Annotated in this window: 18 protein-coding genes; 11 read left to right on the top strand and 7 right to left on the bottom strand. The window is 70.6% G+C overall.

From position 1 onward, the window contains the following. Positions 1-218: 218 nt before the first annotated feature. Complete coding sequence (locus OG746_RS09835) at positions 219-1,430, top strand: pyridoxal phosphate-dependent aminotransferase (protein ID WP_266713527.1); 1,212 nt, start codon at positions 219-221, stop codon at positions 1,428-1,430. A gap of 86 nt (positions 1,431-1,516) precedes the next feature. Continuing rightward, positions 1,517-1,927 carry an SCO4983 family protein gene (locus OG746_RS09830; protein ID WP_266713525.1) on the top strand — a complete coding sequence of 137 codons (411 nt, stop codon included), beginning with the start codon at positions 1,517-1,519 and terminating at the stop codon, positions 1,925-1,927. 65 nt (positions 1,928-1,992) lie between these two features. On the opposite strand, the gene OG746_RS09825 is transcribed toward OG746_RS09830, so the two are convergent. Beyond that, entirely contained in the window at positions 1,993-3,831 is a 1,839-nt protein-coding gene (locus tag OG746_RS09825; protein WP_266713523.1) for a phosphoenolpyruvate carboxykinase (GTP), read from the bottom strand. 230 nt (positions 3,832-4,061) lie between these two features. Between OG746_RS09825 and trhA the strand changes: the two genes are divergently transcribed. The 3 genes from trhA to OG746_RS09810 all read left to right on the top strand — a co-directional run bounded on the left by trhA (position 4,062) and on the right by OG746_RS09810 (position 7,034). Next, positions 4,062-4,745 carry a PAQR family membrane homeostasis protein TrhA gene (trhA, locus tag OG746_RS09820; RefSeq protein WP_266713521.1) on the top strand — a complete coding sequence of 228 codons (684 nt, stop codon included), beginning with the start codon at positions 4,062-4,064 and terminating at the stop codon, positions 4,743-4,745. Positions 4,746-4,857: 112 nt separating this feature from the next. After that, on the top strand, positions 4,858-6,411 hold the full coding sequence (locus tag OG746_RS09815; RefSeq protein ID WP_266713519.1) for a DHA2 family efflux MFS transporter permease subunit: 1,554 nt from the start codon (positions 4,858-4,860) through the stop codon (positions 6,409-6,411). 11 nt (positions 6,412-6,422) lie between these two features. Beyond that, positions 6,423-7,034, top strand: a complete 612-nt coding sequence (locus OG746_RS09810; protein ID WP_266713517.1) for a TetR/AcrR family transcriptional regulator — start codon at positions 6,423-6,425, stop codon at positions 7,032-7,034. Positions 7,035-7,044: 10 nt separating this feature from the next. On the opposite strand, the gene OG746_RS09805 is transcribed toward OG746_RS09810, so the two are convergent. Then, positions 7,045-9,075 carry a thioredoxin domain-containing protein gene (locus OG746_RS09805; RefSeq protein ID WP_266713515.1) on the bottom strand — a complete coding sequence of 677 codons (2,031 nt, stop codon included), beginning with the start codon at positions 9,073-9,075 and terminating at the stop codon, positions 7,045-7,047. Between the two features lie 118 nt (positions 9,076-9,193). Between OG746_RS09805 and OG746_RS09800 the strand changes: the two genes are divergently transcribed. Further along, entirely contained in the window at positions 9,194-12,406 is a 3,213-nt protein-coding gene (locus tag OG746_RS09800; RefSeq protein ID WP_266713513.1) for a tetratricopeptide repeat protein, read from the top strand. 138 nt (positions 12,407-12,544) lie between these two features. Here OG746_RS09800 and OG746_RS09795 read toward each other — a convergent pair whose 3' ends face one another. Beyond that, the gene (locus OG746_RS09795) at positions 12,545-12,787 is read right to left on the bottom strand and encodes a hypothetical protein (RefSeq protein ID WP_266713511.1); all 243 of its coding nucleotides are present in this window, start codon (positions 12,785-12,787) and stop codon (positions 12,545-12,547) included. Continuing rightward, the gene (mca, locus tag OG746_RS09790; protein ID WP_266713509.1) at positions 12,780-13,661 is read right to left on the bottom strand and encodes a mycothiol conjugate amidase Mca; all 882 of its coding nucleotides are present in this window, start codon (positions 13,659-13,661) and stop codon (positions 12,780-12,782) included. Before mca ends, OG746_RS09795 begins: the two co-directional genes overlap by 8 nt. Positions 13,662-13,794: 133 nt before the next feature. Here mca and OG746_RS09785 point away from each other — a divergent pair, with 133 nt between their 5' ends. Together OG746_RS09785 and greA are read left to right on the top strand one after the other, a co-directional pair. Next, a complete protein-coding gene (locus tag OG746_RS09785; protein WP_266713507.1) occupies positions 13,795-14,199 on the top strand; it encodes a DUF4307 domain-containing protein in 405 nt (134 codons plus the stop codon). Between the two features lie 179 nt (positions 14,200-14,378). Continuing rightward, complete coding sequence (greA, locus tag OG746_RS09780) at positions 14,379-14,876, top strand: transcription elongation factor GreA (protein WP_266713505.1); 498 nt, start codon at positions 14,379-14,381, stop codon at positions 14,874-14,876. Between the two features lie 77 nt (positions 14,877-14,953). On the opposite strand, the gene OG746_RS09775 is transcribed toward greA, so the two are convergent. From OG746_RS09775 to ilvA, 3 genes are all read right to left on the bottom strand, one after another. Next, on the bottom strand, positions 14,954-15,760 hold the full coding sequence (locus OG746_RS09775; RefSeq protein ID WP_266713503.1) for an ABC transporter permease: 807 nt from the start codon (positions 15,758-15,760) through the stop codon (positions 14,954-14,956). Then, the gene (locus OG746_RS09770) at positions 15,757-16,755 is read right to left on the bottom strand and encodes an efflux ABC transporter ATPase subunit, DrrA-related (protein WP_266713501.1); all 999 of its coding nucleotides are present in this window, start codon (positions 16,753-16,755) and stop codon (positions 15,757-15,759) included. Before OG746_RS09770 ends, OG746_RS09775 begins: the two co-directional genes overlap by 4 nt. Before the next feature lie 173 nt (positions 16,756-16,928). Then, positions 16,929-18,170, bottom strand: a complete 1,242-nt coding sequence (ilvA, locus tag OG746_RS09765) for a threonine ammonia-lyase (RefSeq protein WP_266713499.1) — start codon at positions 18,168-18,170, stop codon at positions 16,929-16,931. Positions 18,171-18,345: 175 nt separating this feature from the next. Between ilvA and OG746_RS09760 the strand changes: the two genes are divergently transcribed. From OG746_RS09760 to OG746_RS09750, 3 genes are all read left to right on the top strand, one after another. After that, positions 18,346-18,831, top strand: coding sequence for a MarR family winged helix-turn-helix transcriptional regulator (locus OG746_RS09760; protein ID WP_266718819.1), 486 nt, complete (start codon positions 18,346-18,348; stop codon positions 18,829-18,831). Positions 18,832-18,910: 79 nt separating this feature from the next. Next, positions 18,911-19,390: a sigma factor-like helix-turn-helix DNA-binding protein gene (locus OG746_RS09755; RefSeq protein WP_266713497.1), complete on the top strand. Its 480-nt coding sequence runs from the start codon at positions 18,911-18,913 to the stop codon at positions 19,388-19,390. Continuing rightward, complete coding sequence (locus tag OG746_RS09750; RefSeq protein ID WP_266713495.1) at positions 19,387-19,641, top strand: hypothetical protein; 255 nt, start codon at positions 19,387-19,389, stop codon at positions 19,639-19,641. Before OG746_RS09755 ends, OG746_RS09750 begins: the two co-directional genes overlap by 4 nt. The last annotated feature ends 2 nt before the right edge of the window (positions 19,642-19,643 follow it).

The raw sequence follows: 19,643 nt of genomic DNA, 5'->3' as shown, positions 1-19,643 counted from the left end.
ATTCGCTCGATTAACACGCCCGCCGGCCGCCCCGGCACGTGGCCCATCTCACCCACCCCGCCGACCCGCCGCATCAAAGCCGCACCCACCCCGGAACCCGCCGTTCCGGAGGTATCCGGCACCGCGTGCCACCGCATCCGAAAGCGGTGCCGCCCGCGGCGCCCCACCGGCCGACAAACGGTGCGCGGCATCGCGAAACACGGCCGTAAAGTTTGGGGATGCAGCTCATCCAGTCGACCAAGCTCTCCAACGTCTGCTACGAGATCCGGGGCCCGGTTCTCGAGGAAGCGATGCGGCTGGAGGCGGCAGGGCACCGCATCCTGAAGCTCAACACCGGCAACCCGGCGGCGTTCGGCTTCGAGTGCCCGCCGGAGATCCTCGAGGACATGCTCCGCAACCTCGGGGACGCGCACGGCTACGGCGACGCCAAGGGCCTGCTCGCCGCCCGCCGCGCCGTGATGATGCACTACCAGACCCTCGGCGTGGAGACCGACGTCGAGCACGTCTTCATCGGCAACGGCGTCTCCGAGCTCATCGTGATGGCGATGCAGGGGCTGCTCGACGACGGCGACGAGGTGCTCGTCCCCGCCCCCGACTATCCGCTGTGGACCGCCGCCGTCTCGCTCTCCGGCGGCACCGCCGTGCACTACCGCTGCGACGAGCAGGCGGACTGGATGCCGGACCTCGCCGACATCGAGCGCAAGGTGACCGACCGCACCAAGGCGATCGTCATCATCAACCCCAACAACCCCACCGGCGCCGTCTACAGCGACGAGATGCTGCGCGGCATCACCGACATCGCCCGCCGCCACAACCTCCTCGTCTGCTCCGACGAGATCTACGACAAGATCCTTTACGACGACGCCACGCACACCCCGACCGCCGCCATCGCGCCGGACCTGATGACGCTCACCTTCAACGGCATGTCGAAGGCGTACCGCGTGGCCGGCTACCGCGTCGGCTGGATGGCGATCTCGGGACCGCGCGCGCACGCGGAGTCGTACATCGAGGGCCTGACGATCCTGGCGAACATGCGCCTGTGCGCGAACATGCCGGGCCAGCACGGCGTCGTCGCGGCACTCAGCGGACGCCAGACGGTCAACGACCTGGTGCTGCCCGGCGGGCGGCTGAAGGAGCAGCGGGACGTCGCGTACGAGCTGCTCACACAGATCCCGGGCGTGACCTGCGTGAAGCCGAAGGGCGCCCTGTATCTCTTCCCGCGCCTCGACCCCAAGGTCTTCAAGGTCAAGGACGACCGGCAGATGGTGCTCGACCTGCTGCGGGCCGAGAAGATCATGGTGGTGCACGGCACCGGCTTCAACTGGCCGGAGCCCGACCACTTCCGCGTCGTCACGCTGCCCGACACCCGGCAGCTGACGGAGGCTGTGACCCGGATCGGGAACTTCCTGGACGGCTACAGCCAGCCGTGACACTCCTACTTTGGACAGGTTCTACTTTAGACAGAATCTAAGGTACGATGGAGGCCAAGCTGACACGCATGCCCTGGAGGCCTCCCATGTACGAGCCGATCCGCACCAAGTCGGTCCACTCGACCGGGGTCGACAGCGGCGAATTCCCGCACCGCTCCCGCGAGGAGGAGCTGGACATCCAGCTCGCCGGCCACCTGAGCGCGCTGCTCGCCATCACCGACGAGCTGCGCGCACTGGGCCCGGCGGCCGACCTGGACGAGGCGGCCGAGGCGCTGACCGCACAGGTCGCCCGCCTCCGCGGCGGCCACGCGCCGCTCCGCTCGGCCGTGGCGACCGCGGTGCACGAGCCGCACGTCGCCGCGCTGCACCAGCGGGCGCACGCCCTCGCGGGCCGCGCCCTGGTGGTCGCGGCGTCCCGCGCGGACACGGCGGCCGCGATCCTGGCCGCGCAGCGCATGGAGGCGCACGCGACCGCGGGGGACCTCGTCGCTGTGTGACCTACGGAGAGACGAAAGAAGGGGCGCGGCCGGAAGGCCGCGCCCCTTCTTCATGTCACTCGGCCCTAACCGAGCCGGTCCACCAGCTTGCGGTACTCGTCCCACAGCTCCGTCGGCGTGTGGTCGCCGAACGTGTTGAGGTGCGCGGGCACGAGCGATGCCTCGTCGCGCCACGCTTCCTTGTCCACCGTCAGCAGGAAGTCCAGGTCGGCGTCGGCCAGGCCGAGGCCCTTCGTGTCCAGGGACTCCTTGGTCGGCAGGATGCCGATCGGCGTCTCGACGCCCTCGGCGCGGCCGTCGAGGCGGTCCACGATCCACTTCAGGACGCGCGCGTTCTCACCGAAACCGGGCCACACGAACTTGCCGTCCGCGTTCTTCCGGAACCAGTTGACGTAGTAGATCTTCGGCAGCTTGGCGGCGTCCTTGTCGGCGCCGACCTTCACCCAGTGCGCCATGTAGTCGCCCATGTTGTAGCCGCAGAACGGCAGCATGGCGAAGGGGTCGCGGCGCAGCTCGCCGACCTTGCCCTCGGCGGCGGCGGTCTTCTCGGAGGCCACGTTCGCGCCGAGGAAGACGCCGTGGTTCCAGTCGAAGGACTCGGTGACCAGCGGCACGGCCGAGGCGCGGCGGCCACCGAAGAGGATCGCCGAGATCGGCACGCCCTTCGGGTCCTCCCACTCGGGCGCGATGATCGGGCACTGCGACGCGGGGGTGGTGAAGCGGGCGTTGGGGTGCGCGGCCGGGACGCCGGACTCGGGCGTCCAGCTGTTGCCCTTCCAGTCCGTGAGGTGCGCCGGAGTCTCCTCCGTCATGCCCTCCCACCACACGTCGTTGTCATCCGTCAGCGCGACGTTCGTGAAGACCGAGTTGCCCCAGAGGGTCTTCATGGCGTTGGCGTTGGTGTGCTCGCCGGTGCCGGGCGCGACGCCGAAGAAGCCGGCCTCGGGGTTGATCGCGTAGAGCCGGCCGTCCTCGCCGAACCGCATCCAGGCGATGTCGTCACCGATCGTCTCGACGGTCCAGCCGGAGATCGTGGGCTCCAGCATCGCGAGGTTGGTCTTCCCGCAGGCGCTCGGGAAGGCGGCGGCGACGTACTTCGACTCACCCTGCGGGGGCGTCAGTTTGAGGATCAGCATGTGCTCGGCGAGCCAGCCCTCGTCGCGCGCCATGACGGACGCGATGCGCAGGGCGTAGCACTTCTTGCCGAGCAGGGCGTTGCCCCCGTAGCCGGAGCCGTACGACCAGATCTCGCGGTCCTCGGGGAAGTGCGAGATGTACTTCGTGGAGTTGCACGGCCACGGCACGTCCGCCTCGTCGGGACCCAGCGGGGCGCCCAGCGTGTGCACGGCCTTCACGAAGAAGCCGTCCTCGCCCAACTCTTCGAGGACCGGCTGGCCCATCCGGGTCATCGTGCGCATGGAGACGGCCACGTAGGCCGAATCGGTGATCTCGACGCCGATCGCGGAGAGCGGCGAACCGAGCGGCCCCATGCAGAACGGGACGACGTACATGGTCCGTCCGCGCATCGAGCCACGGAAGATCCCCCCGTTCCCCTCGTTGCCCCTGAAGATCTCCCGCATCTCCGCGGGGGCCTTCCAGTGGTTCGTGGGGCCCGCGTCCTCCTCCTTCTCGGAGCAGATGAACGTACGGTCCTCGACGCGCGCGACATCGGACGGGTCGGAGGCGGCGTAGTACGAGTTGGGGCGCTTGATGGGGTCGAGCTTCTTGAACGTCCCCTTCGCGACGAGCTCCTCGGCGAGGCGCTCGTACTCGGCCTCGGAGCCGTCACACCAGACCACACTGTCCGGCTGCGTCAGTTCGGCGATCTCGTTGACCCACGAGATCAGTTCCTGGTGGTTCGTCGGGAGGGTGTCCAGGGAGGGAGCCGCGATGTCGCGCGCCACGATCGCTCCTAAATGAGGGGTTCTGAGGTTGATTGCCCCGTGGGGGCTGCGACCCGGACGCTGCGCCTCCCAATCCACTGGAGCTCAGTGGGCGCTCATCCGGTGCCGACCGCACTCATTTGATCATCCGGCCGAAACGCCCATATGTCCAGGGGGCCTCACAGGTGAGCGAAGTGAGCATCACCACTCAACGGGTCCGTTACCTACGGTCGCGTAGGTACCATGCGGGGATGAGTGTCGCCACCGACGAGCCCGAAGTCCCCGCCGCCCAGCCCTCCGTGCTGAAGCCGAGACTGCGCGGCTGGCTGCACGCGGGCATGTTCCCCGCCGTGCTGATCTCGGGCATCTTCCTCACGGCACTCGCGGACTCCACGCGCGGCCGGATCGCGTGCGCCATCTTCGTACTGAGCGCCTGCCTGCTGTTCGGCGTGAGCGCGCTCTACCACCGGGGGAACTGGGGGCCGCGCGCGGACGGGGTGCTGCGCAGGCTCGACCACGCGAACATCTTCCTGATCATCGCCGGTACGTACACGCCGCTGACGATGCTGCTGCTGCCGGGCGCCAAGGGCGACGCGCTGCTGTGGGGCATCTGGGTGGCGGCCGCGGCCGGCATCGCCTTCCGCGTGTTCTGGGTCGGCGCCCCGCGCTGGCTCTACACGCCGTGCTACATCGCGATGGGCTGGGCCGCGGTCTTCTTCCTGCCGGACTTCATGCGCACGGGCGGCATCGCGGTGCTCGTCCTGGTGATCGTCGGCGGTCTGCTCTACAGCGCGGGCGGCGTCATCTACGGCATCAAGCGCCCGAACCCGTCCCCGCGCTGGTTCGGCTTCCACGAGGTCTTCCACTCGCTCACGCTCGCCGCGTTCATCGTGCACTACGTCGGCATCTCGCTGGTGGCGTACCAGCACGGCTGACACTCACCCCTCCCCTTCTTCATGGCCGCGGCTCACCAGCCGCGGCCATTTTGCGTTTCCGAGGGCGGCTCCTTATTGACAGACACTACGAAGTGACAGTTACTCTCATTTCATGGTTACTGTCACTCAGCAGGTGGAGCCGCGCCCGGATCCCCGGCGCTGGTGGGCCCTCGGGGCCCTGGTCGCGAGCATGCTCGTGCTCGGTTTCGACATGACGATCCTCAACGTCGCGCTCCCGACGATCGCCGGAGAACTCGGCGCCACCACGGGCCAGCAGCAGTGGATGGCCGACGCGTACATCGTGGTGTTCGCCGCCCTGATGCTCCCGGCGGGACTGCTCGGCGACCGGTTCGGGCGGCGCCGGATGCTGATCGGCGGCCTCGGCGTCTTCCTCGCCGCGTCCGTCGTGGGCGCGCTCGCCGGCGACGTGGGCTGGGTGATCGCGGCCCGCGCGCTGATGGGCGTCGGCGGCGCCTTCGTGATGCCGCTCGCCATGTCGGTCATCCCCTCGCTGTTCGCGCGGGACGAGCAGACGAAGGCGATCGGGGCCATCTCGGCGGCCTCCGCGCTCGGGATGCCGCTCGGCCCGATCATCGGCGGCTGGCTGCTCGACCACTTCTGGTGGGGCTCGGTGTTCGTGCTGAACGTGCCGATGGTCGCGATCGGCATCACCGCCTGCCTGTTCCTGCTCCCCGAGAGCCGGGACCCGGCCGCCCCCAAGGTCGACCTCGTCTCCACCGTGCTCACCGCGCTCGGCCTCGGCACCCTCATCTACGCGATCATCGAGGGCCCCGAGAAGGGCTGGTCGAGCCCCGTCGTGCTCGGCGGATTCCTCGCGTCCGTCGTCCTGATCGGCGCGCTGGTGCTGCGCGAGCGACGCAGCGCGCGGCCCATGCTCGACCTCTCGCTCCTGTCCCACCGGGGCTTCCTCACCAACACCCTGGCGGCGACGCTCGGCATGTTCATCATGGCCGGGATGCTGTTCCTGCTGCCGCAGTACCTCCAGGCGGTGCTCGGCATCGACTCGCTCGGCACCGGACTGCGCATCGTGCCGATGATGGGCGGAATGCTCGTCGCGGCGAGGCTCGCGCAGCCCCTGGTCGCGAAGTTCGGGGCGCGGGCGGTGATCTGCGTGGCCCTGGTGGTCCTCGCCTTCGCCGCATTCCTCGGGGCGCGCACCACCGTCGACTCCGGGTACGGCTTCACGGCGCTGTGGCTGTCGATCGCCGGGATCGGCATCGCCTTCGCCATGATCCCCGCGATGGGCGGCGCCATGGGCGCGCTCGCCAAGGACCAGGCGGGCCGCGGCTCGGGCCTGCTGTCCACGGTCCGGCAGACAGGATCCGCGCTCGGCGTGGCCCTGCTCGGCGCCCTCGTCTCCGGCGCCTACGCGGGCCGGCTCGCCACGGCGGGGCTGCCCGACGCGGCGGCGGACGTGGCGCGCGACTCGGTGATCGGCGCGCACGTGGTCGCCGGGAAGCTCGGCGACCGGGCGCTCGCCGCCTCGGCGGACGGCGCGTTCGTCCACGGCATGGACCTGGCCCTGGTCGTCATCGGCATCGTCGCCCTGGCCGCCGCGCTACTGACGGCGGTGCTGATGCCCGGCCCCGAGAAGACCGGCCCCGCCGCCGACCCGGAGGTCGCCCCGGTCGGCGCCGATGCCTGAGAATGAGCGACATGGCCGCGTCAGCACAGCAGCCCGCGGAGCCCAAGGTCGGGCTCCGCGAGCGCAAGAAGATCAAGACCAGGACGGCGATCCGTGAGGCGACGTACCGCCTGATCGAGGAGCAGGGGTACGACGCGACGACGGTCGAGCAGATCGCCGAGGCCGCCGAGGTGTCGCCGTCCACGGTCTTCCGCTACTTCCCGACCAAGGAGGACATCGTCCTCACGGACGAGTTCGACCCGATCCTGGAGCGGGAGCTGCTCAAGCGGCCCATGGACGAGTCGATCGCCGAGTCCGTGCGGCACGTCGTCGACCACAGCCTGGAACTCGCGTTCGCGGACGAACGGCCGGAGATCATCCGGCTGCGGATGCGGCTCCAGGTCGAGACGCCCGCGGTGCGCTCCCGGATGATGGAGTCGATGTCCGTCACCGGGCAGCTGATGTGCCGGGTCATCGCCGGGCGCACCGGCCGGGACGCCGCCGACCTCGAGGTCCGCGTCTACGCCATGGCCCTGGTCGGCGCCCTGATGCAGGCCACGATGTACTGGGCCGAGCACGACCACGAGGACGACCTGCGCGAGCTCGTGCTGCGCGCCCTCGACACGGTGCAGCACGGGCTCTGAGGGATATCGGCTACGCCTGCGACTCCCCCAGCATCCGCTGCAACTGCTCGACCTCCGTCACCGGCGCGTCGCACACGAAGTGACGGCACACATACGCCGCCTCGCCCCCGTCGACGAGCGGCCGGTCGGCGAGCAGCGGAAGCTCGTCGCTCCCTTCGGGACCCGCGGCGACGACGGCCCCGGGAGCGGTTCCGGTGAGCGCCGCGTGGTGCAGCCGCCCGCCGACCTCCCCCACGACCGCGATCTCGCGCGGCCCGTCGAGCAGCGCCTCCGCGACCGCGAGCCCGTTCCCGATGAACCGCGGCGCCCGCGGGGCGAGCGCCTTGACGACGCCGAGGGCCCGCTCGGCGGCGGTGCGGTGCGGCTCGGAGCCGGTGTGTGCGGCGTACGAGAGAAGGGCGCCCGCCGCGGCGGTCCAGCCCGAGGGCACGGCGTTGTCGGTCGGGTCCTGGGGCCGGCGGATGAGCTTCTCCGCGTCGACGGCCGTGTCGTACAGCGCGCCGCTCTCCGCGTCGGTGAACCGGTCGAGGACGTGGTCGAGCAGGAAGCCCGCGAACTCCAGCCACACGCCCTCGCCGGTCACGGACGCGAGCGCGAGGAACCCCTCGGCGACGTCGGCGTAGTCCTCCAGAACCCCCGCGTTGCCGCCGACGTGCCCGTCCTTGCTGGTCCGGGCGAGCCGGGCCAGCGGGTCCATGTGCAGGCGGACGAGCAGATCACCGGCGCACACGGCGGCGTCCACCAGATCCTGCCGGCCGAAGTACGCGCCGGTCTCGGCGAGCGCCGCGATCGCGAGCCCGTTCCACGCGGCGACGACCTTGTCGTCCCGGCCGGGGGCGGGCCGCCTGGACCGGGCCTCGCGGAGCCGCTCCCGGATCCGCTCGATCTGCCCGGCGTCGAACACCCCGTCCTCCTGCGGGAGCTGGAGCACGGAGGCCCCCTCCTCGAAGGTGCCCTCGTCCGTGACGCCGAAGCGGCGGGCGGCGACCTCCGCGTCGGCCTCGCCGAGCACCTCGGTGAGCTGCTGAGGCGTCCACACGTAGTACGCGCCCTCGATGTGCTTCCCGCTCGCCGGGTCCTCACTGTCGGCGTCGAGCGCGGACGCGAACCCGCCCTCGTTCGTCCGCAGCTCGCGCACCATGAAGTCGGCGGTCTCCAGGGCGACGCGCTTGGCCAGTTCACTGCCCGTCGAGCGCCACAGATGCGCGTACGCCCGACACAGCAACGCGTTGTCGTACAGCATCTTCTCGAAGTGCGGCACCGTGAACTCCCGGTCCACGGAGTACCGCGCGAACCCGCCGCCGAGCTGGTCGTAGATCCCGCCGCGCGCCATCCGCTCGCAGGTGTCCACGGCCATCTGCAGCGCGCCCTCTGCGCCGGTGCGCGCGTGGTGGCGCAGCAGGAACTCGATCACCATGGACGGCGGGAACTTGGGCGCGCCGCCGAAGCCGCCGTACGTCGCGTCGTACTCGCGCGTGAGCCCGAGCAGCGCCTGCGCCAGCTCGTTCTCGCCCGGCAACTCCGTGTTCCCGTACGGCATTTCCCGTGCCGCCAGATCGGCGGTGATCTTCCCGGCGACCTCGGTGACCTCACCGTGCCGCTCGGTCCACGCGTCCCGCACGCCGTGCAGGACCTGGGTGAACGAGGGCATGCCGTGGCGCGGCTCGGGCGGGAAGTACGTGCCGAAGTAGAACGGCTGGGCGTCCGGCGTGAGGAACACGGTCATGGGCCAGCCGCCCTGCCCGGTGGCGGCCTGCACGGCCTCCATGTAGACGGCGTCGACGTCGGGGCGCTCTTCGCGGTCGACCTTGATGTTGACGAAGTTCTCGTTCAGGACGGCGGCGGTGGCCCCGTCCTCGAACGACTCGTGAGCCATTACATGGCACCAGTGGCAGCTCGAATACCCGACGCTGAGCAGCACCGGCACCCCGCGCCGCTGCGCCTCCGCGAAGGCCTCGGCCGACCAGGGCCACCAGTCCACCGGGTTGTCGGCGTGCTGGAGGAGGTAGGGGGACGTCTCATGGGCCAGTCGGTTCGGCATGCCTCCCATCCTCGCTCATGGTGATCCGCGTCGCGTCTCTGATCGCCGGGACCCTCGCGCCGACACCCCATACGCAGCACACTTGACCCGTACTGTCGCCACCGGAGGGGGACCGAAGATGCGGGACAGCCATCGGGCGGAAGCCGAACGGCTGTTGGCCCGGGCCGTCGAGGAAGAGGTCAGGCGCTCGGGCGGGCGTGCGGACGGCGCCGTGCTGCTGTCGAGGGCGAAGGGTGCGCTCGACGCGATGGAGCGCAGCGCGGCGGACGAGTACGACGCGTTCACCCGGGCGCTCGACGAGGCCGATGCGGGGCGGATGACGTTCGGGCAGCGGTTCGCCAAGGAGGGCGGGTCAACTCCGCTGATGGTGGCGGGGGTTGGTGCCGTCACCGCGTGCGTGGCGGATCTGGTGCTCGGAGTGGGGACCGGGACGGCCGTGGGCGCGGGTGTCGCCGTCGCCGTACTGGGGTCCGCCGCGACCGTCGCGAAGGTGACCGCTTCGCACGTGCCGGCGGCGAGCCGCAGCGCCGGGGCGCGCAATCAGCCGGGCGGGCCGGAGCAGCTGCGGCTGCAGTGGCTGACCGCGCTGGAAGTGCGGGGCATCAGGCCGTTCCTCGATCAGCAGCGGGTGCTCGCGGCGTCGACGGGGGCGGGCGGCTCGAACAAGCCGACGCCTCAACTGCGCCGCACCGACAAGAGCGCGGCCGCGCGGCGGCGGAGCGTGCTTGAGCAGTCCTTCGGTCAACTGCCTGAGCCCGAGGGGCCGTTCGCCGGCCGGCGGGTCGCCATGTCGCAGATCGCGCAGTGGGTGCACGCGGCGCGGGCCAGCACCGAGACCCGGCCGACCGTCGTCGTGCTGCACGGGGACCCGGGTTCGGGGCGTACGACGCTCGCGGTGCGCGCGGCGCACGACCTGCGGGACCAGTTCCGCGGGGCGTGCGTGGTGGATCTGCGCGGCGACCGCCCGGACGCGCCGCCGCTGCCCACGCGGGACGCCCTGCTGCACCTCCTGAACCGGCTCGGAGCGCCGCGCGAGCAGCTGCTCTTCCGTGAGCGGTCCTCGCAGGAACAGCAGGTCAAGCGGCTCAGCGAGCTGTATCACCAGCATCTGACCGGGCTGCCGGTGACGATCGTGCTCGACGACGCGGCGGGCGCGGAGCAGGTGCGTACGCTCGTCCCCGAGCGCTCCGACAGCCTCGTGATCGTCACCGCGCGTGAGCCGCTCGAACTCGGCAACGACACGCCCGCCTGGGTGCACCACCTGCCGGTGCAGGCGCTCGACGCGGCGGGCGCGGAGGAGCTGCTGCGGGAGGCCGCGGAGGATCCGAGCGGCCCCTATGATGCCGAATCCTCCGATGCCGTACGGGAGTTGTGCGGCGGCCTGCCGCTGGCGCTGCGCGTCGCGGGCTCCGCGATCGGGCCGCGTACGACGCGTCAGCTCGCCGCCGACCTGGGCGCGTACGGGCCCGTGGACCCGGTCGAGCGGGTGCTGTGGCTGCGCTACACCGACCAGTCCGAGCAGGGCAGGCGGCTGCTGCGGCGGCTCGCGCTCGCCGGGCGCGCCTCGCTCGGCGCGGCCGCCGCTGCCGCGCTGCTCGCCACCACCAGCGCGGAGGCGACGCGGCATCTGTCGGCGCTCGCGAACGCCGGGCTCGTCGACCACGTGCGCGGCAGCCGCTACCGCCTGCACGACCTCGTCCGCGCCTTCGCCCAGGCCCGCCTCGCCGACGAGGAGGAGCCCGCGGAGCGCACGGCCGCGCAGGAGCGCCTGATCCAGAACTACGCGGATCTGGCCGACTCGGTGATCCGCCTGGTCGACGGCAACATGTCGACGCGCGCGGGCCAGACCGGGCCGCACGGCTTCACGTCCCTGGACGCGGCGCTGCGCTGGCTCGACGACGAGTCGAGCTTCATCACGGCGGCGCTGCGGCACGCGGAGGGCGTCAACCAGGACGCTGTGCTCGGCCTGCTCGGCGCTCTGTGCGACTACTGCCTGCTGCGCGGCGACCTCTACCGGCTCGGCGAGATCCAGGAGCTGGCGCAATCCATCGACCAGGGCCTGCTCATGCGCTCGGTCCAGTGGCGCACGGGTATCGCGGCCCGCCAGCTCGGCGAGCTCGACAAGGCGCGGACGACGCTGTCCTCGGTGGTCGACCTCTACCGCGAGGCGCACCACAGGGCGGGCGAGGGCCGCGCGCTGTGCTCCCTCGGCATCACCCTGCACCACCAGGGCCAACTCACCGAGGCGGCCGGGCGGTTGCAGGAGGCGCTCGACCTGCAGACGACGCCGGAGACGAAGGGCGACCGCGGCTGGACGCTGCACGCGCTCGCGGCGGTCGAGCGCGACCGCGCGAACGTACGCACGTCGCTCGCCCTGCTCACCGACGCGTTCGCCCTGCACCGCGAGAACGAGTCGCTGCACGGCGAGGCGTGGGCGCACTTCCAGCTCGGCCAGCTCTGCCTGCGGATGGGCAACGTGCCGCGTGCGGAGGAGGAGCTGCGGGAGGCACTCGACCTGTACGGGCAGACCCGCGACGGCCGCGGCCAGGCCTGGGCGCTGACCGAGCTGGCCCGCGCCCGGCTCATGGACGGCGAGGCCTCCGCCGCGGTCGACGGACTGCGCCAGGCCGCCTCCCGGCACCGTGAGAACGAGGACGCGCGCGGCGAGGCATGGACGTACTACTACCTGGGCCAGGCCCTGGAGGAGACCGGCGACCTCGACAAGGCGGTGCGGGAGCTGGAGCGCTCGCGCACGATGTTCTCCCGGATGCGCGACGTCTACGGCCTGGCCTGCGCCCGCCACCACTCGGCGCGCGTCACCCGCGACGAACGGGCCGCGCAGACGGGCTCGCTGCGCAACTCCGGCTTCGCACGGCAGCTCCTGGTCGACGCCCGCGCCGACTTCCAGCGCATCGGCGTGCCGCACGGCGAGGCGTGGACGTGCCTGGAGCTCGCGGTGGTCGACGCGGGCAACGCGCGGCTCGCGCAGGCGATGGAGCTGTGCGAGGAGGCGGCGGCCATCTTCGCCGGGTACGAGGACCGCAGGGGCGAGGACTGGGCGACGTTCCTGCGCTGCACTCTCCTGCCGTACGCCTCCCCCGGCGGCTCGGAGATCGGCACGGCGGTCGCCCAGGAGGAGCTGTCCCAGCTCACCCGCGCCACGCATCCGGCCCGCGACGGAAAGCTCGACGACTACGTGGAGGCGTACCAGCTGATGCTCGAGCGGGGCGTGGACCTGGACGACGGCTGGCAGGCCTGGCGCCTCGGCATGGTCCCGAACCGGCACTCGCGGGACGTGATGGGCGTCGCCAAGGAGGCACAGCGGTCGTAGGCCGGGCGCGCCCCCGCACGGCTCCCCGTCCCGGACATGACGGACGGGGACATGACGGACGGGGACATGACGGACGGGGGCGCGCGACGGACAGCGCAACGGCCCCGCGCGCTCTCGTGCGCGGGGCCGACGGCAGGTTCAGGCGGACTTCTGCCCGGCGTCCTTGCCGCTCGTCGCACCGGCGGGCTCGTCCGACTTCTCCTTGAAGTCGACCTTGCCCATGTGCTTGTTCATCGACTTCATCAGGCCCCAGACCGCGACGGCCATCACGGCGAAGACGATGAAGCCGAGCACGCCCGGAGTCACCTTGTTCTCGTCGACCTCCTTGGCGGCGAGGGGGACGAGATGGGTCAATGCCAGATTCGCGTTCACATCAGGCATTGTGTCGGATGCCCGCGAAGAGGTCGTCCTCGGGGAGGGAGGTATCGACGAGCGACTTCGCGAGCTCGTACTCCTCCGTCGGCCAGACCTCCTGCTGGATGTCCATCGGCACGCGGAACCAGCCGCCGTCGGGGTCGATCTGCGTGGCGTGCGCGATCAGCGCCTTGTCGCGGATCCCGAAGAAGTCGGCGCACGGAATGTGCGTGGTCAGCGTGCGCTCGACCCGCGAGAACTCGTCCCAGCGCTTGAGCCAGTCCCCGTACGGGGACTCCATGCCGCGGTCGAGCAGCGCGTTGTGCAGCGCCTCGGTGCGCGGCCGGTTGAAGCCCTGGTTGTAGTAGAGCTTCTTCGGCTGGTAGACGGGGCCGAACTCGTCCTCGGGGTACTTCTCGGCGTCGGCCGCACCGTCGAAGGCCACCATCGTGATCTTGTGGGTCATGATGTGGTCGGGGTGCGGGTAGCCGCCGTTCTCGTCGTAGGTCGTGATGACCTGCGGACGGAAGGTGCGGATCTGCTTGACCAGGGCGCCGGCCGCGTGGTCGACGTCCTCCAGGGCGAAGCAGCCCTCCGGCAGCGGCGGCAGCGGGTCGCCCTCGGGCAGTCCCGAGTCGACGAAGCCCAGCCAGTCCTGCTTGACGCCGAGGATCTCGCGCGCCTCGTCCATCTCCTTGCGGCGCACCTCCCGGATGTTCTTCTCGACGTACTTGTCGCCCTGGAGCTTCGGGTTGAGGATGGAGCCGCGCTCGCCGCCCGTGCAGGTCACTACGTGTACGTCCACCCCCTCGGACACGTACTTGGCCATGGTGGCCGCGCCCTTCGACGACTCGTCGTCGGGGTGGGCGTGAACGGCCATCAGTCGCAGCTGCTCAGTCAAGACAAGATCCTCGGTCAGTTATGGGACGCCCGGGTGCTTGGAGTGCAATGGGCGACTTCTATAGTGACGGAACCGGGGGGCGGAAAATTCCGGTGCCCGGGAACATGCCGGGCGATGCGAGAGGAACTGGCGGATGAGCGCCGTGCAGCAGCTGCCCGAGGGCCGATACGGATCCTCGCGCTCCGCCGACGCCCGCGCCGACCGCAAGCTGAAGATCACCGGAATCGTTCTCGGCGCCCTGTTCGCGGCGCTGATGATCTGGTTCGGCTGGTACTACGTCGTCGGCGGAAGCAAGTTCAGCGGCGAGGTCATCGCCTTCGACACGAACAAGAACAACGTCCAGGCGCACCTGGAGATCCGCAAGGACACCGACGCCACCGGCTACTGCACGATCCGCTCGCAGGACGCCGCCGGCGCCGAGGTGGGACGCGCCGACTTCCGCTTCGACCAGAAGACCGAGCGGATCGACAAGGTCGTCACTCTGAAGACGACGGGCGACGGCACGACCGCCGAGCTCCTGGGCTGTCACGCCGACTGATTGTCGATACGGGGCCGGCGAAACGGCGGGCGCTGACCTGCGCCGACGCAACGCTGATGCCTTTTGTCCTCCCCCTTTCACGCCTGAATTGTTAGGCTCGTGGTTTCGCCCACTCAGTAGGGAACATCCTTCTGAGTAGGGCGATGCTTTGTATACCCAGTACCTACGAGGAGCGACCTGTGACCCAGACCAGCGAAGACGTCACCTGGCTGACGCAGGAGGCGTACACCAAGCTCAAGGACGAGCTGGCGTACCTGTCTGGTCCCGCGCGCGAGGAGATCACTCAGAAGATCGCCGCTGCGCGCGAGGAGGGCGACCTGCGGGAGAACGGCGGGTACCACGCGGCCAAGGAGGAGCAGGGCAAGCAGGAGCTCCGCATCCGCCAGCTGACCCAGCTGCTGGAGAGGGCCAAGGTCGGCGAGGCCCCGGCGGCGACCGGCGTCGTCGCGCCCGGCATGGTTGTCACGATCGCCTTCGACGGCGACGAGGACGACACCCTGGAGTTCCTGCTCGCCTCGCGCGAGTACGCGAGCAGCGACTTCGAGACGTACTCGCCGCAGTCCCCGCTCGGCACGGGGGTCAACGGCCACAAGGTGGGCGAGGACGTGGACTACGAGCTGCCGAACGGCAAGAAGGCCTCGGTCAGGATCCTCAAGGCGGAGCCCTTCAGCGGCTGACGCACTACGGACATGAGTGGGGCCCCGCGGCACGCACGCCGCGGGGCCCCACTCGTGTGTCAGGCCGCCTTCATGTGTCAGGCCGCCTTGCGGTACTTGCGCACCGCGAGGGTGCGGAAGGCCAGGATGATCAGGACCGACCAGATCAGGGAGGCCCAGATCGGGTGCTCCATGGGCCAGGCACCGGTCACCGATTTCGGGACGCCTTCGATCGTGTTGCCGAACAGCTCGCGGGCCGCCGCCACCGTGGCACTGAAGGGGTTCCATTCCGCGATGTACTGAAGGAACTTCGGCATGCCGTTGACCGGCACGAACGCGTTCGAGATGAACGTCAGCGGGAAGAGCCAGATCAGGCCGCCGGAGGTCGCCGCCTCCGGGGTGCGCACCGACAGGCCGATCAGCGCGCCGATCCACGTGAACGCGTACCCGAGCAGCAGGAGCAGGCCGAACCCGGCCAGGACCTTGCCGAGGTTCTCGTGCGTGCGCCAGCCGACGAGCAGCGCCACCACCGCGAGCACGGCCAGCGTCACCGCCGTCTGCACCAGGTCGGCGAGGGTGCGGCCGGTGAGCACGGCGCCGCGCGCCATGGGCAGCGAGCGGAACCGGTCGATGAGGCCCTTGTGCATGTCGTCCGCGATGCCCGCACCGGCGCCCGCCGTGGCGAAGGTGACGGTCTGGGCGAAGATGCCGGCCATCAGGAATTCCTTGTAGGCGCTCGCACTGACCCCGGCGCCCGGGATGGCGATCGAGCCGCCGAAGACGTACGTGAACAGGACCACGAACATCACCGGCTGGATGATCCCGAACAGGATCATCTCGGGGATCCGGGTCATCCGGATCAGGTTGCGCTTGCCTATGACCAGGGAGTCGTTCCAGGCGCTCATTGCTTCGCCCCCTTCGTCTCCTCGGTCGCATCGGCCGCATCGGCCGCGTCCGCCTCCTCGGCGACATGGCCGGTCAGCGAGATGAACACGTCGTCCAGGGTCGGGCGGCGCAGGCCGATGTCGTCGATCTCGATGCCGCGCGCGTCCAGGTCGCGGATGACCTCGGCGAGGAGCTTCGCGCCACCGGTGACCGGGACGGTCAGCTTGCGGGTGTGCTCGTCGACGGCGGCCTCGCCCTTGCCGAAGCCGGCCAGGATCTCCCGGGCGGCGGCGATGTGCTCCCGCTCGTGCACCACGACCTCGACGCGCTCGCCGCCGGTCTGCGCCTTGAGCTGGTCGGCGGTGCCGCGGGCGATCACGCGGCCGTGGTCCACGACGCAGATGTCGTGCGCCAGGTGGTCGGCCTCTTCCAGGTACTGGGTCGTGAGCAGCAGCGTCGTACCGCCGGCGACCAGTTCCTGGATCACCTCCCACAGCTGCTGCCGGTTGTACGGGTCGAGGCCGGTCGTCGGCTCGTCCATGAACATCACCGGCGGGGAGACGACGAGGGCGGCCGCGAGGTCGAGCCTGCGGCGCATGCCGCCCGAGTACGTCTTGGAGGGGCGGTCGGCGGCGTCCACGAGGTGGAAGCGCTCGAGGAGTTCGACGGACCGCTTCTTGGCGTCCTTCTTGGACAGCTGGTAGAGCTGCCCGACCATCTGCAGGTTCTCGCGCCCCGTCAGATATTCGTCGACCGCGGCGAACTGGCCGGACAGGCCGATGGAACGCCGCACTTCGTTCGGGTTCTTCAGTACGTCGATGCCCGCGACGACCGCCTTGCCACTGTCCGGCGTGAGCAGGGTCGTCAGGCAGCGCACCGCCGTCGTCTTCCCCGCCCCGTTCGGCCCCAGCAGGCCGAGGACGGTGCCCTCCGGTACGTCCAGATCGACGCCGTCCAGAGCCCTTACATCGCCGAAGGTCTTCACCAGACCTTCGGCGTAGATGGCGCCTGGCATTGGTTCCCCCAGTGTGTGGGTGTTACCTGATGCGTGCTGTGCCCGCGTACGCGGCGTTACGTGACTTACGCAGCCTTACGTGGAGAAAGTGTAAATTTGCCGGGCCGTACGTGCCCGGCGAACGGGTGAAGCGCGCCACACACTATCGCGATGTATCGCGTACCGCCACGGAATTACTCGATGACGGTGTAGCCCGCCTCCCGCAGCGCCGCGCCGACCTCGGTGCAGTGCGCGGGACCCTTGGTCTCCAGGTGCAGCTCCACCTCCGCCTCCGTGAGCCCGAGCCGCGGATCGGTCCGTACGTGGCTCACATCGGTGACGTTAGCGTCGGCCACTGACAACACCTGGAGGAGCGTGGCCAGGGCGCCGGGGCGGTCCGTGAGACGCAGCCGCAGCGACAGGTAGCGGCCCGCGGCGGCAAGGCCGTGGGTGAGGACGCGCTGCATCAGGAGCGGGTCGATGTTGCCGCCGGACAGCAGCGCGACGACCGGGCCCTCGAAGGCGCCGGGCTCGCTCAGGAGCGCCGCCACGGGGCTCGCGCCCGCCGGCTCGACGACCAGCTTGGCGCGCTCCAGGCAGAGCAGCAGCGCGCTGGAGAGCGCGTCCTCCGAGACCGTACGGACGTCGTCGACCAGGCCGGAGACAAGCCCGAACGGGACGTCGCCGGGCCGCCCCACCTTGATCCCGTCGGCCATCGTCGACGGGGACTGGATCGCGACCGGGTGCCCGGCGGCCAGCGAGGGCGGGTACGCGGCCGCGCCCGCCGCCTGCACGCCGATCACCTTCACGTCGGGCCGCAGCGCCTTCACCGCGACCGCGATGCCGGCCGCGAGTCCGCCGCCGCCGACGCCGACCAGGATCGTCCGCACCTCCGGGCACTGCTCCAGGATCTCCAGGCCGAGCGTGCCCTGGCCCGCGACGACGTCCGGGTGGTCGAAGGGGTGGATGAACACCGCCCCGGTCTGCTCCGCGTACTCCTGGGCCGCGGCGAGGGTCTCGTCGACCACCTGGCCGTGCAGGCGCACCTCGGCCCCGTACTCGCGGGTCGCGGCGACCTTCGGCAGGGGCGCGCCGACCGGCATGAACACCGTGGAGCGCACGCCGAGGAGCGAGGAGGCGAGGGCCACGCCCTGCGCGTGGTTGCCCGCGCTCGCGGCCACGACCCCGGCGGCCCGCTCCTCGGGCAGCAGGCCCGCGATCCGCACGTAGGCGCCGCGCAGCTTGAAGGATCCGGTGCGCTGGAGGTTCTCGCACTTGAGGTGGACCGGCGTCCCGGCCAGCTGGGAGAGGTGGTGGCTGTGCGCCATCGACGTCAGCCGTGCCACCCCGGAAAGCATCTTCTGGGCGCCACGGACATCGTCGAGGGTGACCGCGGGCGTCGGGGCGGGCAAGTAGTCAGACGCGCTGTTGCTCATGACGAAAGTCTTGCAGCTCACGGCGGGCGTCTCTCGGGATGCTCACGCTGCGAGACCGGATTGCGCACGGCCGGTACGGCCAGCGCTTTCGCCGCGTACCCTGTGGGCCAATCCAGTGCAATCCACCACCCACGCATGAAGTGAGCCCCCGGCCATGCCCACACCACAGGAAACGATGGACATGACGACCGCTGGTGACCCCGGCCTCCTCGAAACGCTCCAGCACGAGGTGGCGGTCTTCGCCCGTCGCGCCGAACAGACCCGGCTCGGCGGGGTCGGGCAGGTGCGCAATTCGATGGACCGAGCGGCCTATCTGCTGCTCAACCGCCTCGACAAGGAAGGCCCGATGGGCGTCAAGGCGCTCGCGTCGAGCATGGGGATCGACTCCTCGACGGTGACCCGCCAGGTCGCCCCACTCGTCGACACGGGTCTCGTCAAGCGCACCTCTCACCCGGAGGACGGACGTGCGGTGGTGTTGCAGCTGTCGCCGCGCGGTGCGGCACGGCTCGACGAGGTACGCACATCCAGGCAGGAATTGATGGCGCAGTTGACGCAGGAGTGGGAGCCGCAGGAGCGCGAGCAGTTCTGCGCGCTCCTCGCGCGCTTCAATTCGGCGCTCTCCGCGCGCCACGGCCAGCCGACGCCGCCCGCCGACTCCTGACGGTTGCCTGGCAGCACGGGTACGGCATGAGCGGCTCCCGCCTCTTGACCAGGGAGCCGCGGTCGGCCTCATATGAAGGGTGCGAGAACGGCAGGCGTTGCGTGACGCCCGCCGGGCCCGTGAGTTCGAGGCGTTCGTCGCGGGCGCGGCCGGGCGGCTGTTGCGTGCCGCGACGCTCCTGACGACGGAGCCGCCGGACGCCAACCCTCGCGCGCGCAAGCTGCTCACGACCGTCCTCGGCCGAACGTACGCCTCCTGGGACCGGCTTCGGGGTGAGGATCCCTACGACTGCGCGCGCAAGGAGCTGGCCGTCCGGTTCGCCCGCGGCTCATGGCGGCAGCACCGCGCGCGTGGTGGCGCGTTGGGCCTGCTCAGCCCCCAGGAGCGGCTCGTCCTCGTGCTGCGGCTCTTCGAAGGGGTCGGCGAGGAGCAGACCGCGTCGTTGCTCGGGCTGCCCGCGGAGCGCGTCCGCACCGTGCACGCGCGGGCGATGGCCCTCGTCCTGCACCCGCCGCGCGGCCCCGCGCCCGCCGAACTGCGAGGGGCGGCCCCGGTATGAGTCTCCAGGAGCGCAATGAGGCGGCCGTGCGCGCGGTGCTCGACGGCGGGCCCGCGCCCGTGGTGCCGACGGAACTGTGCGCGGACGCGATGCGCAAGGGCGGCCGCGCGCGCAAGCGGCGCCGGGCGGCGTCGCGGCTGATGTGGTTCGTGCTGGTCGTCGCCGTCGTGACGTTCGTCGTGTGGGCGACGGTCGAGCGGCCGTGGGTGGAGCCGCCCTCGAAGACGACTCCACAACTGACCGGCTGGTGAAC

It is taken from the genome of Streptomyces sp. NBC_01016 (assembly GCF_026341035.1).
Taxonomy (GTDB): Bacteria; Actinomycetota; Actinomycetes; order Streptomycetales; family Streptomycetaceae; genus Streptomyces.
This window is presented reverse-complemented; position numbering and strand designations above follow the sequence as displayed.

Coding starts and splice junctions, on each gene's coding strand:
- OG746_RS09835 (WP_266713527.1), top strand. CDS start 219: ATGCAGCTCATCCAGTCGACCAAGCTCTCCAACGTCTGCTACGAGATC.
- OG746_RS09830 (WP_266713525.1), top strand. CDS start 1,517: ATGTACGAGCCGATCCGCACCAAGTCGGTCCACTCGACCGGGGTCGAC.
- trhA (WP_266713521.1), top strand. CDS start 4,062: ATGAGTGTCGCCACCGACGAGCCCGAAGTCCCCGCCGCCCAGCCCTCC.
- OG746_RS09815 (WP_266713519.1), top strand. CDS start 4,858: ATGGTTACTGTCACTCAGCAGGTGGAGCCGCGCCCGGATCCCCGGCGC.
- OG746_RS09810 (WP_266713517.1), top strand. CDS start 6,423: ATGGCCGCGTCAGCACAGCAGCCCGCGGAGCCCAAGGTCGGGCTCCGC.
- OG746_RS09805 (WP_266713515.1), bottom strand. CDS start 9,075: ATGCCGAACCGACTGGCCCATGAGACGTCCCCCTACCTCCTCCAGCAC.
- OG746_RS09800 (WP_266713513.1), top strand. CDS start 9,194: ATGCGGGACAGCCATCGGGCGGAAGCCGAACGGCTGTTGGCCCGGGCC.
- OG746_RS09795 (WP_266713511.1), bottom strand. CDS start 12,787: ATGCCTGATGTGAACGCGAATCTGGCATTGACCCATCTCGTCCCCCTC.
- OG746_RS09785 (WP_266713507.1), top strand. CDS start 13,795: ATGAGCGCCGTGCAGCAGCTGCCCGAGGGCCGATACGGATCCTCGCGC.
- OG746_RS09775 (WP_266713503.1), bottom strand. CDS start 15,760: ATGAGCGCCTGGAACGACTCCCTGGTCATAGGCAAGCGCAACCTGATC.
- OG746_RS09770 (WP_266713501.1), bottom strand. CDS start 16,755: ATGCCAGGCGCCATCTACGCCGAAGGTCTGGTGAAGACCTTCGGCGAT.
- ilvA (WP_266713499.1), bottom strand. CDS start 18,170: ATGAGCAACAGCGCGTCTGACTACTTGCCCGCCCCGACGCCCGCGGTC.
- OG746_RS09760 (WP_266718819.1), top strand. CDS start 18,346: ATGGACATGACGACCGCTGGTGACCCCGGCCTCCTCGAAACGCTCCAG.
- OG746_RS09750 (WP_266713495.1), top strand. CDS start 19,387: ATGAGTCTCCAGGAGCGCAATGAGGCGGCCGTGCGCGCGGTGCTCGAC.